Source organism: Bacillus coreaensis (assembly GCF_050586445.1).
Lineage (GTDB): Bacteria > Bacillota > Bacilli > Bacillales > Cytobacillaceae > Robertmurraya_A > Robertmurraya_A coreaensis.
Window position 1 is genome coordinate 320,933 of the sequence record NZ_JBOCCY010000003.1, and the last position, 18,463, is coordinate 339,395.

Below are 18,463 nucleotides of genomic sequence, written 5' to 3' on the forward strand. Positions count from 1 at the left end.
GCAAATCCTTGTTTGTTTAAATACTCACGCTTAATTATTTTCATATTTCAACCTTCCGTATTGATAAGGAACTCCCATATTCTCGCGCAATGTTTTCCCTTCATATTCCTTGTGGAACAAACCGCGTTCCTGCAAAATTGGAACAACCAGCTCCACAAAATCAGCAACTCCATCATAGGCTATATCCGGAACAACCGAGAAGCCATCACATGCACCAGCCAGAAACCATTCTTCCAAGAAGTCGGCAACCTGTACAGGGGTACCTGCCACTACTGGATGATAGTTAATGACCCCATGCGCAAGAACATCTCGAATAGATAGCCCTTTTTGCAGCAGTTCTAAAGCTCTGTGGGAACGTGGATCCATAGGGTTGGCGTGTGCCTTTTTCAACATGTCAGTTGCTAAAGGTTGATCAATATCTAACGAATTCACCGATAGTGGTAAACCAACCATTGAACCAAGGTAACTTACACGACTTGGAATCTCTTCCGGATTAAAACTCATAAGTTGTCTTCGACGTTCTAAACCTTCTTCTTCAGATGAACCTATGGAAAACATAAAACCTGCATACATCTTGATGTCATCCGGATTTCTGCCAAAACGAGCTGCACTTTGTCGAAGTGCTTGCCTATGTTCACGAGCAGACTCAATGTCATAAGGATTTGCATAGACACCAGATGCGTACATGCCCGCCAATTCCAATCCTTCATTTCCTCCGCCTGCTTGAAAAATCACTGGCTGACCTTGCTCAGAAGGGGGGATTGGCAAAGGACCACGAGATGCATGATACTGCCCTTTAAGATTGATAGGCTGAATTTTGTCCATGTCGGCAAATTTTCCACCTTCTACATCTAACGTCCAGGCGTCTGATTCCCAGCTCCCCCACAATGCTTGAACAATTTGTATGGATTCATGAGCCATGTCATATCGTTCTTTGCGACTGGCAATCTGTGCGCCGAAATTTGCTGCAGCTAATGGCTCGGATGTTGTATTTGCAGATGTGTTACCTTCTGAAATTTCCCCATCAAGCATACCTGTACGAAGACCACCACGTTTATTAAGGATTGTGTGTCTAGAGCTATTATGCTTTCATCAATTCAGCGAATAAAGAATATCCTTTTAGTCGCGTACGCTGATCCGCATAAAAATCCGCGACCATAATCTCGTCGATGAGTGCTGTACGTTCAAGTTCTTGAATTTGTGTCTTAACTTGCTCGGGATTCCCAATAATAAAGCGCCCTTTATTTTGTTCACGGATGGATAGTTCATGCGGATTAAATTCATAGTTAGCAGCTTCTTCCACCGATAATAATTGCAGTTCCTCTGTTTTTGCACCCTTATACATTTTCATCCAGCTAATTTCAGCGGGTAATGCCGCTAGCTTTGCCTCTTCCTCAGTGTCCGCCACGAAAATAAATTTCGATAAAATGCTATACGGCTTTTCTTCATGACCTTGCGCTTCAAAGCGATGTTTATATTGGTTTAATAATTGCACGTCTTGACGAGGGTTTAATTGACCTGCAAAGGCGAATTTAAAACCAAATTTTGCAGCTAAGCTTAAGCCACCATCGGATGAGCCTAACATGAACATATTTGGCTTATACGGTGCACCAGGAATTTTTAACTCTTGTAATGGATGACCTGCTGGAAAGGATTTCGTTAAATGATAGATGATCTCTTGAATCTGATCAGCTGTATCTACCTCTATCATTTTCTCTCTCGTCATTTGGAGTGCAATTTTTGCTAAAAGGTCTGTACCAGATGCACGTCCCATGCCTAAATCCACACGATTCGGAAACGCTGCTTCTAATATTGCAAAGTTTTCCGCCACTTTATAAGGGCTATAATTAGGCAACATAATGCCTCCTGCCCCGATGTTCATATTTTTCGTTAATGTACCTGCTAGCATCATTAATAAATCTGGTGCCATACTAAAAATTGTCGTTACGTTGTGATGCTCTGTAAACCAGTAGCGTTTATAGTCTAAAGAATCAGCTAATTCCAATGTTTCTTTTGTATTTTCTAGTGCTTTTTGCGGGGTTTCTCCCTTATAAATATGCACGTAATCAAGTATTGAATAGTTCATACTGTCATCTCCAGTTTAACTGCCTTTAGTTAATTTAATAACTTGGTTATTTCTCTTAATTTTTTTCTGCATAACGTTTCGGTATAAAAGGTAAATCTAAATTTCCTCTTAACGTATTTGCCTGATAATCGATCATTTGACTAACTCGATAAAATAATTAATTTGTTTTTTCGTACGTTTTAAAGTGTCCTCATCAATTATTGGAATTTCTCCCTGTTTATCAATTTGTGAGTCTACAAAATATAGCCCTTTTAAATTGTGTGCTTTTAACGAGGCCAAGACTGGTTTTAATGTATATTCTAATGCCAGAAGATGTGTAGAACTACCACCAGTCATTTAAGGAAGCACTGGTTTGTGTTTTAATACATCATGCGGAAGTACGTCAATTAACGTTTTCAGTACACCTGAATATGTACCTTTATATACCGGTGATCCAATAATGACCCCTTTCGCATCTTGAATTAAAGAAGCAATATTATGAATTTCAGGACTATCATATGCTCCTTCGAATAGTACGTCTTTTGAAACATCCCTTACTGAAATATGTTTTATTGAAAATCCTTCCTGCTCCACTAATGTCCCCAAATAGTCAAGAACCTTCTTAGTTTTTGAGATATCAGAAGGACTTCCAGAAATAATTATAATGTCACTCATAATTTTTTTATCCTTTCAATTTAGCGATTTACTATTTCTGTAAATATTAAAATGAATGAAAACTATCAAATGCCAATTATCCTATATTACGATTCATAAAGTACCAGCGATCACCTCTATTATGCAGATTCCCTTTTTTCTTCAGGGTACGTAATTGTTTAAAAATAGAAGCTTGCGAATTCTCCTCTTCTTTTACTAATAAATTGTTTGTCTTTGAATTCAAGCATGAAACAATCCTCTTTGCGCTTATTCCTGGTTGTTCTTTTATACAAGCAAGCATAATATCCTCTATTTTCACTGGTCCCACCTCTTTTAGTAAAAATTAGTATTATCTTAAAGTTTCAGCTCATTTTCCATATAATCTAATTGAGCTGAAACTGTTAGTGATTAAATGGTCACTTTTCAGTTAGAATATCTATTTTCTGGATATGGTAAACCTAAATTCCCACGTAACGTGTTTGATTCATACTCTTTACGGAAAATTCCTCTGTCTTGTAAGATAGGAATGACTAAATCAATAAAGTCATCAAATCCTGAAGGGTGCTCCTGTCTTATCAGCAATAGATCCATCGCCCCTGCCTCGTACCAGTGTTGAATTTGATCTGCTACTTTTTCTGCCGAACCAAAAAATATCGGTTTTGGTATTCGATAGATAGGCATTAGTGACTGCAGCTCTTGAAATTTTTCCTCTGCTTCTTTTTCTGTCCGTCCTACAATAGGATTTTGGGTAGGCATAATTAGAAAGTCATTAGGTGAACGACCTTCTAATTTCACCCTTCTCTTTAGTTCCTGACTGAATGCTTTCGCATACTCTAAATCTTCCCCATTAACCAATGATCCCTCGGCATGCTTCGAAGCAATATTCATGAAATCCGGAGAAGTGCCGGCTTGAAAAATAACCGGTCTTCCTTGTTTGGAACGGCTAATATTTAACGGACCATCCACTGAAAAATAGTTTCCTCTGTAATTTAGAGCATGCATTTTTTTTGGATCCAAGAACACTCCGCTTTTTTTATCTCGTATAAATGCATCATCCTCATAGGAGTCCCAAAGACCTTCGACAATTTCTAGAAATTCTTCTTTCATTGGATACAAATCTGCTTTAGAAAGATGAGTGCGACTATAATTCGCTAGTCCTCCTGGATTGGATGTGACGGCATTCCACCCTGCTCTGCCGTTGCTAATTTTATCAAGAGAAGCCATTTGACGTGCAACCGTGAATGGATCCGCATAGGACGTCGCAATTGTGGCAGTAAGCCCAATGGAATGTGTCACCATGCTTAAAGCAGATAGAATACTTACACCTTCAAACATACTAAGATAATGAGGGATCATTCCCGGTCCAATATGGCTGACGTCAGCTAAGAAGATCATGTCAAACTTTCCTTCTTCTAATCTTTTCGCTTTTTGTACATAGTAATCTATGCTCTCACTGGCATTAGCTGGCATATCCGGGTGACGCCAACCCATATAATTCCAGCCTAATCCATCTATAATTCCACCGATTTTAAGTTGTTTTTTTTCTGTCATTCCAACACCTTCTTTTCAATGTAGTCTTGTTAGCTAGTTAGATTTAAGATCAAATGCTTCTGCTAGTAGTTGGTTTCCTTTTAGTCTGCTTTCTTGGCTAGGATAAAAATCAGCAATTATCATTTCATCTACTAAAGCTTCTTTTGCCAATCGCTTTAACTTTTCAGCAACATTGGCTGCATTTCCAATAATAAAACGGTCTTTATTATATTCTTTTACAAATCAACCACAGACAGAGGATTTTAAGGCTGCTGATCAAATGATTATAAAGTAATTCAAGAGTATTATTCATTTGAATCCTCTCCTCTAGTAATTACTGTTATCATTCAGCCTTCCGTATTGATAAGGAACGCCCATGTTCTCACGCAGTGTTTTTCCTTCATAATCTTTGTGGAACAAACCGCGGTCCTGCAAAATTGGAACAACCAGTTCCACAAAATCAGCAACTCCATCATAGGCTATATCAGGCACAACCGAGAAACCGTCACACGCACTGGCCAAAAACCATTCTTCCAAGAAGTCAGCAACCTGTACAGGGGTACCTGCCACTACTGGATGATAGTTAATAACCCCATGAGCAAGAACGTCTCGAATGGATAGCCCTTGTCTCAGCTTCTGTAAAGCTATGTGGGAGCGTGGATCCATTGGGTTGGCATATGCCTTATTCAACATGTCAGTTGATAAAGGTTGATCAATATCTACCGATTGCACCGATAGTGGTAAACCAACCATAGAACCAAGGTAATTTACCCTACTTGGAATCTCCTCAGGGTTAAAACTCATAAGCTGTCTTCGTCGTTCCAAAGCTTCTTCTTCCGTTGAACCGATGGAAAACATAAAACCTGCATACATCTTGATGTCATCAGGATTTCTACCAAATTGAGCAGCACTTTGACGAACCGCTTGCCTATGTTCACGAGCAGATTCTATATCATAAGGATTTGCATAGACACCAGAAGCGTACCTCCCCGCCAATTCCAACCCTAACTCCCCACCGCCAGCTTGGAAAATAACTGGCTGGCCTTGCTCAGAAGGAGGGATTGGCAAAGGACCACGAGACGTAAAATACTGCCCTTGAAGATTTATAGGCTGAATTTTGTCCATGTCGGCAAATTTTCCGCCTTCTACATCTAACGTCCAAGCGCCTTCTTCCCAACTTCCCCATAATGCTTGGACAATTTGTATGGATTCATGAGCCATTTCATAGCGTTCTTTGCGATTAGCAACCTGTTTACCGAAATTTGCAGCCGCTAATGGATTGGAAGTAGTGACTGCATTCCACCCTACACGTCCATGACTTATAACATCCAGTGCTTTGAACTGACGAGCTATGTTATATGGATAATTGAATGTCGTTGACAGTGTTGCAACAAGCCCAATATGTTTCGTTTCCCTGGCTACAGCCATTAGTGCTAACATAGGATCCATATGGAACATAGGAGTCTGAGGACCTAAATCATTGTATAATCCAGGGGTATCAGCGATAAAGATCATTTGAAATTTCCCTTTTTCAGCTAATTTAGCCCCCTCCACATAGCTATCCATATTCGTATAGGCTGTCGGGTCAGTTCCAGGCATTCTCCAAGCGCTGAATTCGGCTCCGTATCCAGAAACCATTTGTAGTGCTAGCTGCATTTCTTTTCTATTTTCCATGTATCTCTTCTCCTTTATTTTAAATAGGCTCCAAGTAACAAATGATCCGTAGTATATTACAGTAGATTTGAAAGCAGGAAAATATTTAGCTTGCTAAATAATTTAGTTGATTCTATAACCTTTTTACGATATAGAACTATTTATATTTATATTACTAAGAAATATTTAGCTTGCTAACTATCAACATAGAGAAAACTTAGAACAAGTTTCTCTCCATGCGCTTCATTAGTTCTCTTAAGATTAAGAGTTCTTCCGTTGAGATTGAATGGAGTAATTTTGCTTGCTGCTGTTTCCATTTAAGATCAACTGGTTTCTCTAATTTTTTGCCTTTGTCTGTTAGATAAATTCGCATTACCCTTCCATCATGTTCATCACGTTTTCGATATATGAATCCATTTAGCTCCAGCGATTTAACCATATTTGTTACAGTAGGCGGTTCGCATTTTAAATGTTCACATAGTTGCATTTGTGTTATTCCATCACCTAACCACAAACGAGCGAGTAATCTGTCCTGACCTACATGAAGATTAAGTTCTCTTAGATTTTCGTTATAGTCTCTGCGCATTTTGGATGATACTTTATCTAATGACTCACGAATATCGCATCCAACCTTATCGTTCATAGATATGCCTCCACTACTGAAATTTACTTAGCAAGCTAACTATACTACAGTTAAAAATTAGTTGTCCATCTATCTAACTAAGAGACCTACTCTCATTTTATCAGGCTGAATTTACTTAGAACCGACGACAAAAGGATGGAACCATGCATCCACATCATCTGTTTAACACTGAAATGTCCGGATTCTATATATTATACCGTTTTGCCTATCAACTTGTTCTATGGAGCAATTTGGTTACAGACACTAGAATAAAACCAATTCTCAATTTTTAAAAGAGGGCAATAATAATTGCCATAGTACATTTTTTTGTACCTAATAGCTTGGTTATTACAAAAAAAGCTGCCGCAATGACAGCCCCGACATTAAACCATTTTGTTTTGAATTATGGGTAACTTGTATATAATGTGAGAGCTTTGGTTAGTCTCCCTGCTCCCCAAACTTCTTCCCGAACTCTTCCATCAAATCAATAATAGGGATTAATTCTTCCCCTTTTAAGGTAAGTGAATACTCTACACGAGGAGGAACCTCTGGAAAAACTTTGCGATTAATTAAACCATCTGTTTCCAGTTCTCGAAGTTGCTTTGTAAGAGACCCTTGTGAAATATCCCATAAAAAGGCTTTAATTTCACTATAGCGACGCTCTTTGGTCTTTAAATACCATAGAATTACATATTTCCAACGTCCGGAGAGAATATTTTGGGTATAAGCAATGCCATAAAATTCTCTTTGTTCCTTTATACACTCTTTATCAAATCCATCCTTACATATTCTAGACACCTTCTTCACCTGCTTTCTACTGTTAAGTACAAAAAAATGTACTACGTCAATTTTTATTGCCTACTTCAAAAAGATGAGAAATGATTTTATTCTAGTATATGTAACAGAAATACTCAATACGTTTTTTATTATCTAATATATGTTTACCACTTGCTAAACATATGATTGTGTAAATTTAAGCTGAATAATTCTTTTATATACAATACTTTAGGAGGAACAATCATGAGATTTGGAATTATAGGTGCTGGACCAATTGGGTCAATTATTTCGAAAAAATTAGTTAAGAATGGACATGATGTCCAAATTGCAGATGCACGAGGAATTGAACGTTTAGAAGGAAAAGAGCTCGCTGGAACACCTGTAATTGTTGAGGAAGCAATCAAAAATATTGAAGTTCTTATCATATCTCTCCCTATAAAAGCACTGCCAAGCATTCGGAACATTATCGATCAAGTCGGGGAGGAAGTGATTATTGTAGATACTTCAAATTATTATCCTTTTAGAGACGGTAAAATTGAAAAAATAGAGAACGGGATGGTTGAAAGTGTTTGGGTTTCAAATCAATTAGGCAGACCTATCATAAAAGCTTTCAACAACTTATTAGCCTACACTTTAGAAAATGAAGGAAAATCCGAGGATTCTAGTGGACGGATTGCGATGGGGGTTGCTGGTAATAACCAATCACAAAAACAAGTAGTCATGGACATAGTATCCGATCTAGGCTTCGAAGCAGTAGATAGTGGTTCTTTAATTGACTCTTGGAGACAACAGCCAGGAACTCCTGCTTACTGCACAGAGCTAACAAAAAATGATCTTACAGAAGCGTTGAAAAAGGCAAATAAAGACAAAGCACCATTACTACGAGACAAGGTGATTGAACGGTTTGCAGAGCTCTTTGTAGAAAAAAAGGAAGGGGAATTATCACATAAGGATATTGTGAATATAAACAGAGAAATATACCATTCGTAAAAACAAAGGTGCGCTCATAAAGCGTACCTTTTTGTATAACACCCCGATTTGCTAAAAATATTTTCTTTCATAAAGCATCTGAATTAGGAGTTCTTTATTGCACAGTATGAGTCTACTACGACATAACAGTTGCTCCACAATCTAGACCGTTTGTTGAATAACGAAAATGCACCTAAAGCGCTGTTTGGGTGCGTTACTTCGCTTAACATTGTAAATCTACACAAATCTAGTGGAATGCTCTCATAGCAAAATGTCCTCTATTGAAATGTTTATTTATCTGTTTCTCAAAATTTCACAACTGTAAATTGTCTAATCGGAATTCTTCTCTATTCCTCCAATTACAAATAAGACCGTCTACAAAAACCTCACCTTGATAACTATCTGTTAATGTCAATTTACCGGGTTTCTCACCATAAAAACTAACATATGTAGTCAACCTACCATCCTTAGCTCGTATAATCACATAGTTAGCAACCTCATTATTAAAGAAGCAATAGGAACCTCCGTTTAATAGAAGGAATTTTCATTTTTATAAACATTCGAATTATAAGATTAATTTATTATTTGAATAAATCCTCAAATTCATCGTCAATTTCTTTAAATTTCTTTTCCACATCTATGACATTCTCCATTAACTGAAAGTTTTTACGACTAAGAAGAGAAGTGCTATGCAATGTCAATCCCTGGTTTTAACAAAGTGAAAATCTTCGCTAATCTGTCGTTTTTCCATTTTATTGTTCACTCTCCCTTTTTGCCCTAATATAGACTTACCATCAATTAAAAGCAAAAGACGAAATGTGAATTTTTAATAGCCCCCAAAGTGAGCAAAACAACTGGTTTTAATGATAAACTTGCTATACTTTGTTTAAATGCTACACCTCTTTAGTGAGAAAAGTGAAATTTAGTACTTTTTTAAAATCATTTACCAAATTGTCTAATTTCCACAATTCTTTGGTTACATTAAATAGATCATTACTGCTTCCTCCACAAAACTGCCCTTAGTTTAATAGAGTTCAATATTTTGAATTTTTGCCTTTCTATTCATCTTCCTTAGAGCAATCATTTTTTATATATTAGTTCAAGTGACTTGTGATGTGAAGTAAATGGAGTACAAATACGATAATATTGACCTTACGAAAATCTACACTTATAAAGAGTTACCCGACAAGCAGTTATCAAGACCTAAATTTAAAATAGTTAAATAAATTAAAGGCCATAACATATTTTATATGGCTAATATGTTATGACCTTTCTTATTAAACTAACGCCCCCTTTAGTTTAACTGTAGCGTTTCACAAACTTAACCTGTTTTAAGGGATGTTTCTTTTTTAAAATTATTAATGGTATCCCTTTGCAGACCAAAAAGGCTCTCTTATTTACGAGAGAGCCCTTCGACTACTAGGGAATTTTTAAGTTTAATCATAGACAACCTTTAGAGAGTCCACTTTATACCCTTCTGCAAGGGATTGGAAATTATCCTGAGATTTTTGAGGGCTTGTTTTTGATAGATGTAATATCCCCTTAGTTCCATTTACTTCAATATAATTGACTAGATAACCTTTTTTGACATATATATACCACTTGTCATCTAGATGTAAGAGTGTAGTCTCGTTCGGTTTTTTCTTTGCTTCTTCCCATTGACTCTTTAACTCTTCAGGTACTGACTCGTCAATATTTCCTGTTGTCATACTAGGCTGTTGTTGTTGTCTACCTTGCTGATAGTCTGTGTATCCTTCTAAATTTGGGGTGAATTTTTTCGTGTCTACAGGAACATTTATCTCCAGTTTCGTAGGAGATAAATAGTCTACAATTGCTCCAGCAGAGTTATAGGTTTCAAATTTCACCAATATCCCTGTATCCTTATCGACCCATAATCGCATATTTTCTATACTCTTTCTATTCTGGACCTTCGCCATCAGAACAATCGTATTATGACCAAGCAACTTTTCATTTTGTTTTTCTATCGTTATATCATTAATATTAGCAATATAATTCCCTATCATTTCATCAGGGAATAATGATTCCTTTGCAATTCCAATAGGCGGTATATCTCTATTTGAGAGTATAGTGATGTCACCGTATTGGTCTATGTCTAAGAGCTTTTTGTTATTTTCTGAATCACCTTTCGTACTACCAGGGAATGTCATGGTTGCATAATATTTAGCCTCTTCATTCAAACGCCAATATTTATCATTTTGATAATAATTTAAATCACTTGTATTATTATTAAACTCTCGAGAAAACCCACCGTTTTGATGTAAACTAAGTTCGTATTGCACGGTTACATCTACTGGCTCTCCTCCACCACCATAGTGTAACTGAAACTCTCCCTTAGCTGTATCAAAGTATTGAACCGTGTTGAACATTTTTTCAAAGATTTCTTCTCTTGTTACCTTTGTATAATCCTCTTCCTTGGGAGTTGTTTCGTACAAAGTATCATTTTCTTCAATACTTATTGTTTCCTTCTGTACCTCTACTGGTTTTTCAATTTCAGAACTAGTGTAATTGTCTATCCCTATATTAACCAACACGAATAATATTGCTGCACAAACCACGACACTTAATACCTCTGGTACTCGTTTCTTAAGCGAATAAAAGTATCCCTTTCTACGATCACTGGTTCTCTTTGTACCCTCTAGAACTGACTTGATACTTGCGTTTCTATTAAAAGGAATGTCTTTAAATACTTTACTATCCATCTCTTTTTTCAGGTTTCTGAGTTTATCTTCCATGAAAAGACCCTCCTGACACCATGTTTTTTAAAAGTAACTTCCCTCTTTTAAGCCTAGTCTTCACAGTATTAATATTTGTTTCTAGGAGTTTATGTATCTCATCAATGCTCATTTCTTCGTAATAGAAGAGAATGATCACTTCACGATATTTCATGGGGAGAGACAAAACCAGTTCATAAAACTCTTGTCTTTCATCCTCTTCAAGGAAAGATTGTTCTGCTGATATAGAAGTATTTACTGACTTTCCCATTGCACTGTCAAGGAAATTCAATGTATGATACCATTTGCTTCTAAATTCATCCTTACATCTGTTAACGGTGATTTTGTAAAGCCAAGTCTTATAACTTGAATCTCCACGAAATCGTTCCAAGTTGTTGTAGCACTTAATGAAAACTTCTTGTGTAATATCTTCAGCTAACGCCCAATCCTTTACATATGTATAAGCTAACTTCTTTACATTTATCCAGTAATCATCTACTAGGACCTCTAATATCTCTTCATTCGTTAGTTCTCTCTCTTTTTCCAAACCCACAAGTTTGTTCACCCCCACATAAAATCTTTGTATAGACTTAAAATCTTTATAAAAAGTTTCATAAGTTTTAAATTTTTAATTGATGGGTTCAATCAATCCTAACGTTCAAAAATAATAATATATAAAAACTAATGCTTTATCCATTTCGGTCAGTTTTTCCACAAGTAAACCAGCCCACTTTCCTTAAAACGTAAAAAATATAAGTTGTTTTAGAGCTAATTATCAATTGAATGCTTTTGTTATTCGTATACGTCTGCATTACCTATGGTAAATCCTACGTATTTCTGAACGACTAGAGATATAAATGGGCATTAATATGATGATTATGCCCTTTGACCTAATTAAAAGTTTTGTTTTATTATTATTTATTCTGAAAAAACAATTTGTTCAGCAATTCTACTTAAAACTGAACTACTTCCACCGCTTATAGAATAGACGTATTTCTCATCAATAATAAGGACTTCTGATTCACCATTAATATCAATAAAAAATGCATCCCTACCTGAAATAGATAATGGTTTTGCATCTGGCTGTGCCGAACTTAAAATTTCACTAGCATTCTTTGCGGAGCCATACTTGTTTTCTTCTGTCGTTAGAATGACGGATTCCTCTTCGACAATAGGAAAAGTTGCTTTCACCAATATAACGTTATTAGTATTTTTAGTAGCTTCAATTTTAGATTGACCACTTTCCTTTGTTATATCATTAATCTTTTCTAAGGGTATAAAGGCATTGCTCGATAACACAAGTGATTTAATACCATCAATATTTTTTATAAGTTCTTGTTCATCTGTAGAAAAGGTTACTGTAACATCTTCATTCGAAGGTGTTGAATTGAATATATTCTCACTAACATTCGCTCTGGTTCCTGAGGCATTTACTGAACTTGTCTGATTACTACTATCTTGTGACTTACCAGTCAAATCGTTTAGAAAGCTATACCCAATGATACTCATCAGCAGAAGAGCAGCAATAGAACTAATATAGTACTGCAACTTATTACCTTGTTTGGTCTTTTTATTTAAGTTACGTAAAATCTTAAGTTCTTCCGTCTTAGATACATGAATACCTTTTAGCGCTTGTTCATCTACCATTTTTCTAAAACCTCTTAATTTATCCTCCACTCATGGTTCCCGCCTCTCATTGATTCCTCTAACTTTTTTCGAGCCCTAAATAAACGAGACTTAACGGTGTTGATGTTAATACTTAGAATTGAACTAATCTCTTCGATACTCAGTTCTTGGTAATAGAACAGGATTATGACATCCCTTAATTTAATGGGTAATGAAATCACCTGTTCCACTAGTTCAATATCCTCGACTTTAGAGATATAAGTTAACTCAGGGCTAGAATGATGTAATTTCTGTATATCTATCTTCGGTTTATAGATGATATTTCTCATACTCCATCTTCTTAAAGAATCTTTACACTTATTAACCGTGATTTTAACAAGCCAAGTCTTATAACTGCTCTCACCTCTAAAATTATCTAGATTGTTGTAACAAGCGATAAAAACTTCTTGTAATATATCTTCTGTTAGAGCATGATCGTGGACATACATAAAAGCAATTCTCTTCAATTCAGTACCGTACAATGCTAGAAGTTCAGCAATCAAATCTTCTTTACTCTTTTCCTCCATATGAGAACTTTCTTCCATTTCTATACCCCCTTCACATAAAATAGACGTTTCTAGATTTACTTAGGTTCATTTTTTCTTCAAACAAAAAAGTAACTCATGGTTGAGTTACTCCATTTGGGACAAGCAGTTAAATTCTTATTAAATAAAACTCCCTCAATAAACAAAGTGAAAACTCGCGTTTTCTCCAGTATTCTCAGTATTTTATAAATTGTAATTTTAGAGTTTAAGCTCGCTACTATGGTTGGATTTATCTCGTAAGGATAATTTTAGGCCTTTGAAGCAAAAAGACTGATAGCTCACTTGCCACTCAATTACAAAAATTGGTGGATGAGTCAAAATATGATCGCACTGGTGGATGTCCACATTTCTCATGGAGGTCAACCCTCGCTCTTGTGTGTTAATATCGGTTGGGTACAATTTATTGTGAAGTTTTATTCCGTTATTACCCATAAGGCCAATATTATAATGGTAGTCAGAAAAGATTATTCCAATGCTATATGACGTAGAAGTTTTGCCGTTTGTGCCTGTAATACCGATTAGTTTTAATTCATTTGACGGGTAATGATAATAATGTGAAGCAATTATTGCCATTCTCGCATCTTTCACAAGTATTTTGGGAACATTTATATCAACATCACGCTCAACTATAAGGGCAACCGCACCATTCTCCACAGCATCTTTAGCAAATAAGTTAAGTGTCGATCTTTAAGGAACCCTTTAATTTCTGGCAAACAGATAAATAAGTTACCTTGTGTAATCTTACGAGAATCCATTTGTAAACCTGTTATCTCGACGTCCATATTTCCTACCTCTCTCTTAACCATGAAAAGTTCCGCAATTTCTATAAGCTTCATATAAAACCTCCTAGTTAAAAGTCTTAAGTTATCATATGTTACAATATTTTACATAAAGCAGTGGCATTGATCTGCATCAAATCACCATTTCACTTTCTCATCCTACCTTTTTATCACTTGACATCATGTAAAAATTGGAACATACATCTTGACAAAAAGTACATACTAAAAACACCGTATATAAACAAGGAGCGATGTAAAGAGATGACTCATAAAAATAACCATCTTCCTTCTTCTGAATTAGCAAATTTGTGGAAGGTCTATATGATTGAAAACTTATTAATACCCTACAAGTTACCGATGATCAACACGTGCCAAGATGAAAAAATAAAATCGATTCTATTGTTCGCTTTAGACATTAGTAAGAAAGCAACTGAAAAAATAAGAAAGGTTTACCAGCTAGAAAGTCACCCTTTACCTACTGGTTTCACTAAAGAAGATGTGAATACTGAGGCACCTGCTCTATTCACTGATAATTTCTACCTTTTATACATACATGAAATGGGCAAATTAGGATTCAGATTAATACCACAGGCTGTGGAATCTACAGAAAGTAAGGACGTATTAGACATTCTTTATAGCATCATCACTGATTATAAAGTCTTGTATGAGCGTACATCACAATTATTGTTCGAAAAAAAGTTATTTCCTCAATCCCCTAAACTGCCAATACCTAAAGCAACAGACATCATAAATGATCAAAGTTATTTAACAGGGTGGCTGGGTAGTAAACGTCCATTGAATGCAGAAGAAATTTTAAAGATACACAGCACGGCACATAGGAATGCCTTAAGTAAAGCATTATTAACAGGTTTTAGTAAAGTAGTAAAGGATCCAGATGTAAAAAAATACATTGAGCGTGGAATTAAAAACACTAATCAAATATTAGGTGAAATACAACAACTTTTAATTAATGAGAATTTAAATCTTACAACCACTTACGACGAGGAAGTATTGAACTCTACAATATCACCATATTCCGATAAACTCATCTTAGTCCATGTAGCTCAAATGGGAGCTGGTTCAATCGGGATATACGGAAGTGATTTAGCATCTGTATTTCGACGAGATATTGGCATGAAATATATAAAATTTATTAGTGAAGCACTGCTTTACAGTGAAGATGGAATGAATTTATTAATTAAAAAGGGATGGTTAGAAGAACCACCAAAAAATGAATATTAACCTCTGGTCATATGAAAATAAACCTTCTAATATTGGAAGGTTTATTTAAGTTTGGCTACGTACCTTCAGCCCTCCAAGACACGCTACGAGCGAATGGCTAGTTCTTACTCGGCGGGAATCCCACGCGCTGTATGATACGACCTAGGCTCGGCCGCACACCTGCTCCGTTTGTACAATAAGAAAGCCACCAGGATTGGCAGCTTTTCCCCCTTTTCATTTTAAGGTGGAGAGGAATCGTAAGAATCCCTTAACACTACTATATATAGCATCTGGTTGAGTTTTAAACTCACTTGTCTGGATATTGGGCAACCATTGTACTCCAATTGTAAGTACACCTGCCTCTTTACCAGCGATTATATCAGCTTCACTGTCTCCTAGAAAAACAGCTTCCCTATGTGAATGTTTAGATATTCCAATGCTTTAAATATTCCCTCTGGGTTAGGCTTTGGAAACTCCACATCATCCCCAGTTACAATTACATCAAAAAAGGTATTTAATCCAAGGCAATCTAGAGATATATCGAGACTTCTTCTTGCTTTACCAGTGACTATTCCGAGTTTATACCCATTTGTTCTTAACTGTTCGAGTAAGGTCTTGATTTCCTCGTTATTCTGAACAATATTATGTTGATCCCTGTATATCTCATAATACAACTCAATGGCTTTATCATAATTATTATTCTTAAGATTTTTACGAATAATCCCAGTTTCAGATGGCCCGAACATTGCTATAATCTCTTCTGTTGTAACCTCGAGTTTATCAAATTTCTTAAATACACCTTCAAATGCTATGAAACACACTGGCAATGTATCTGCAAGTGTTCCATCAAAGTCAAAAATTACTGCTTTAATAAGAATCACATCCTATTATTTCTCTACTTATACATTACCTCTTTTACACCTAGTAAGATTTTTCCTTCTTTCACAAACCTGCCACGTTTGTTCAAAAAGGAATTCAACAAAAAAGGCGACTAATCTTTGGTGGCTGTTTAATTATTGAATCAAATTCTTTTTGGTTCATAAAGCATTTAACATTTTCTCCAATACTGATAAAAACACCTTCTTAAAGACCTTCTTAAACTAACCTACCTCTTATTCTAAGTATAATTTTTCAAAGTTTAACTGAACAATTAATAAAAAATACTTTATATTTAAGATAGAACAATATATTGATACCTTTTAAATTATAGTTATTTTCATAAGTATAATTTATATAGATAGGGGCGTACTATTTGGAGTTGCAATTGAATGTTTTAGAAAATGGATTAGATTTTATTAATAAATGCTTATATGAATTAGTAGACAGTGCCGATAATACTCATCGATCAAATATGCTGTGTTACACTTGAATGCGGGTATAGAATTAATATTTAAGGCACGATTAACAGAAGAACATTGGGCTTTTGTTTTTGAAGATTTAAATAAAGCTAACTACAGTAGCTATGTTGAGGGAGATTTTAAAAGTATTAACTTAGATACAGCACTTTATAGACTTCAGCATATTTGTAATATTTCAATAGCTGAGCGGTTTATACGTTCAATAGAGCGATTGAAAAAAACTCGAAATAGGATTGAACATTTTCATATTAAAGAAAATCAATATCAATTGGAATCTATTATTTACGAAACTCTTAGTTATATCGTTCCTTTTGTGAATAAAGAATTCTCTAATATTTTTAGCAGCAAATCCTTCTATGGAATATATAACCACCTCCATAAACAAGAAAAATATATTTGTGAAAGGTATAAGCGAATTAAGGATGAATTAACTACTAATAATTCTTTTAAAGTAGATTGTCCTCAATGCAATCAAGAAAACACATTCGATGTTGATGGAGAGCTATGTATCTTTTGTAATTTTTCTGGCAATGTAGCTATAAATAACTTCCTAAGGAAGTATGCAGCTATAGAAAAAGAAGCTGGGACGTTTACATATAAACAATATGATTTCCTTAAATTCTGCCCCTTGTGTAATAATGAAACATTGATAATGTCTTCTACTGAAGGATTATGTAAATGTTTATCTTGTAAAGAGGCCTTTTCTAAAGAAAAATTTTTAGAATGTGAATCTTGCAAGCGAGTCGATATTTTAATTGGTGAAGATTACGGTGAAAACGGTGAAATTACCGATTCTGGTTATTATTGTTATAAATGTATAATTGATTATTGATAATTGTTGATTGATCTATTTAAAGAAGATTTTCACTTAACATAAATGAACCCCTTCTCCAGTAAAAAGGAGGGGTTTTTCTTCTTGAAAAGTTGTAAACATTTGGCAAAGCACACAACAAAATATTCTCTAAAAATAAATCAAATTTCTTAAGTGTTACTCCGCAAATTGCCCGATTGGTGAAAAAAACTAATGACGATTGTTCAACTAACATACTCCTTTTCTACAATTAGAAAAAGCGATCTACCTTTTGGAAGAATCGCAATCGTTAGCTAAATATGTTACTTAGAATTGGAGGTAACAACATTAATAATATTGAAATAGATATAAGCACTTTTGATACATTTTCGTAGAGTTTAGCTCGACCTTTCCCTGTATACCATCCACTATACTGATATTTATTCCTATACAGTACAAATAATAAGATAAGAATAGCCATTATCCCTATCCAGCCAAAGGAATCTATGGTTCCTAATTTTGAATACACATAATTTATAAATGCACTTAAAATTCCTCCGATAAATCCAACTATAAGAACTATTCGTATTAACTCCAATAGTACCCTCATTAGTACCACTCCCCTATATTAATCGTATTTATTTTACCACACATTTCCAATTCCTTATTAAACTAACCTGCCCCGTTTGTTAAAAGGAGCTTCCCTTATTAAGGAAAGCTCCTGTTACAGAATTTATGATTTATTGAAATCCCCCTGTATCCTTATTATCACCCATCATATAGTTCGAACTATCCCCAGGTTTAGCATTAGGATTTGTAGGAATATGTGGGTAATTATTGTTTTTGTTTCGTCTTCTGTCTATAAAAAAGGAAAAAGTAACTATCATTAGAATCAAAATTATAAAGAACCAAAGCATTACGCTCACCCTCCTTATAATTTCATTTTACCATAAATATACATTTTTGAGATCTGTTATTCTTACATCCTTATTGAACAAACCTCCCTCAATAAACAAAGTGAAAACTCGCGTTTTCTCCAGTATTCTCAGTATTTTATAAATTGTAATTTTAGAGTTTAAGCTCGATACTATGGTTGGATTTAT

Annotated in this window: 16 protein-coding genes and 2 pseudogenes; 3 read left to right on the forward strand and 15 right to left on the reverse strand. The window is 35.2% G+C overall.

The window, feature by feature from the left end:
- Window positions 1–30: 30 nt before the first annotated feature.
- From ACQ5H4_RS07615 to ACQ5H4_RS07650, 8 genes are all read right to left on the reverse strand, one after another.
- Window positions 31–1,032, reverse strand: a complete 1,002-nt coding sequence (locus ACQ5H4_RS07615) for an LLM class flavin-dependent oxidoreductase (protein ID WP_430774348.1) — start codon at window positions 1,030–1,032, stop codon at window positions 31–33.
- A 49-nt stretch (window positions 1,033–1,081) separates the two neighbouring features.
- Window positions 1,082–2,086 (reverse strand): MsnO8 family LLM class oxidoreductase, encoded by a 1,005-nt coding sequence (locus ACQ5H4_RS07620; protein WP_430774349.1) that lies wholly within the window; start codon window positions 2,084–2,086, stop codon window positions 1,082–1,084.
- Between the two features lie 336 nt (window positions 2,087–2,422).
- Complete coding sequence (locus tag ACQ5H4_RS07625; protein ID WP_430774350.1) at window positions 2,423–2,740, reverse strand: NAD(P)H-dependent oxidoreductase; 318 nt, start codon at window positions 2,738–2,740, stop codon at window positions 2,423–2,425.
- Window positions 2,741–2,816: 76 nt separating this feature from the next.
- Window positions 2,817–3,038, reverse strand: a complete 222-nt coding sequence (locus tag ACQ5H4_RS07630) for a hypothetical protein (protein WP_430774351.1) — start codon at window positions 3,036–3,038, stop codon at window positions 2,817–2,819.
- Window positions 3,039–3,142: 104 nt separating this feature from the next.
- Window positions 3,143–4,270 carry an NtaA/DmoA family FMN-dependent monooxygenase gene (locus ACQ5H4_RS07635; protein WP_430774352.1) on the reverse strand — a complete coding sequence of 376 codons (1,128 nt, stop codon included), beginning with the start codon at window positions 4,268–4,270 and terminating at the stop codon, window positions 3,143–3,145.
- 306 nt (window positions 4,271–4,576) lie between these two features.
- Complete coding sequence (locus tag ACQ5H4_RS07640) at window positions 4,577–5,923, reverse strand: NtaA/DmoA family FMN-dependent monooxygenase (RefSeq protein WP_430774353.1); 1,347 nt, start codon at window positions 5,921–5,923, stop codon at window positions 4,577–4,579.
- 196 nt (window positions 5,924–6,119) lie between these two features.
- Window positions 6,120–6,545 carry a MarR family winged helix-turn-helix transcriptional regulator gene (locus ACQ5H4_RS07645; protein ID WP_430774354.1) on the reverse strand — a complete coding sequence of 142 codons (426 nt, stop codon included), beginning with the start codon at window positions 6,543–6,545 and terminating at the stop codon, window positions 6,120–6,122.
- 417 nt (window positions 6,546–6,962) lie between these two features.
- Complete coding sequence (locus ACQ5H4_RS07650) at window positions 6,963–7,322, reverse strand: winged helix-turn-helix transcriptional regulator (RefSeq protein WP_430774355.1); 360 nt, start codon at window positions 7,320–7,322, stop codon at window positions 6,963–6,965.
- Between the two features lie 222 nt (window positions 7,323–7,544).
- On the opposite strand from ACQ5H4_RS07650, the gene ACQ5H4_RS07655 reads away from it, so the two are divergent.
- On the forward strand, window positions 7,545–8,291 hold the full coding sequence (locus tag ACQ5H4_RS07655; protein ID WP_430774356.1) for an NADPH-dependent F420 reductase: 747 nt from the start codon (window positions 7,545–7,547) through the stop codon (window positions 8,289–8,291).
- A gap of 1,415 nt (window positions 8,292–9,706) precedes the next feature.
- Here the strand turns inward: ACQ5H4_RS07655 and ACQ5H4_RS07660 are convergent.
- From ACQ5H4_RS07660 to ACQ5H4_RS07680, 5 genes and pseudogenes are all read right to left on the reverse strand, one after another.
- Window positions 9,707–11,023: a hypothetical protein gene (locus tag ACQ5H4_RS07660; RefSeq protein ID WP_430774357.1), complete on the reverse strand. Its 1,317-nt coding sequence runs from the start codon at window positions 11,021–11,023 to the stop codon at window positions 9,707–9,709.
- Window positions 11,013–11,555 (reverse strand): sigma-70 family RNA polymerase sigma factor, encoded by a 543-nt coding sequence (locus ACQ5H4_RS07665; protein WP_430774358.1) that lies wholly within the window; start codon window positions 11,553–11,555, stop codon window positions 11,013–11,015. Before ACQ5H4_RS07665 ends, ACQ5H4_RS07660 begins: the two co-directional genes overlap by 11 nt.
- 365 nt (window positions 11,556–11,920) lie before the next feature.
- Entirely contained in the window at window positions 11,921–12,679 is a 759-nt protein-coding gene (locus tag ACQ5H4_RS07670; RefSeq protein WP_430774359.1) for a hypothetical protein, read from the reverse strand.
- On the reverse strand, window positions 12,664–13,212 hold the full coding sequence (locus ACQ5H4_RS07675) for a sigma-70 family RNA polymerase sigma factor (protein WP_430774360.1): 549 nt from the start codon (window positions 13,210–13,212) through the stop codon (window positions 12,664–12,666). The genes ACQ5H4_RS07670 and ACQ5H4_RS07675 overlap by 16 nt, the downstream gene beginning before the upstream one ends.
- Window positions 13,213–13,539: 327 nt before the next feature.
- Window positions 13,540–14,048 (reverse strand): annotated as a pseudogene (locus ACQ5H4_RS07680) (UDP-N-acetylmuramoyl-L-alanyl-D-glutamate--2,6-diaminopimelate ligase); the annotation flags it as partial.
- Window positions 14,049–14,252: 204 nt separating this feature from the next.
- Here ACQ5H4_RS07680 and ACQ5H4_RS07685 point away from each other — a divergent pair.
- Entirely contained in the window at window positions 14,253–15,233 is a 981-nt protein-coding gene (locus ACQ5H4_RS07685) for a DUF3231 family protein (RefSeq protein WP_430774361.1), read from the forward strand.
- Window positions 15,234–15,446: 213 nt separating this feature from the next.
- Here the strand turns inward: ACQ5H4_RS07685 and ACQ5H4_RS07690 are convergent.
- Window positions 15,447–16,084, reverse strand: a pseudogene (locus tag ACQ5H4_RS07690) (HAD family hydrolase).
- A gap of 493 nt (window positions 16,085–16,577) precedes the next feature.
- Between ACQ5H4_RS07690 and ACQ5H4_RS07695 the strand changes: the two are divergent.
- Complete coding sequence (locus ACQ5H4_RS07695; protein WP_430774362.1) at window positions 16,578–17,402, forward strand: hypothetical protein; 825 nt, start codon at window positions 16,578–16,580, stop codon at window positions 17,400–17,402.
- 268 nt (window positions 17,403–17,670) lie between these two features.
- Here the strand turns inward: ACQ5H4_RS07695 and ACQ5H4_RS07700 are convergent, their stop codons facing one another.
- Entirely contained in the window at window positions 17,671–17,970 is a 300-nt protein-coding gene (locus ACQ5H4_RS07700) for a hypothetical protein (RefSeq protein ID WP_430774363.1), read from the reverse strand.
- Window positions 17,971–18,463 lie beyond the last annotated feature (493 nt).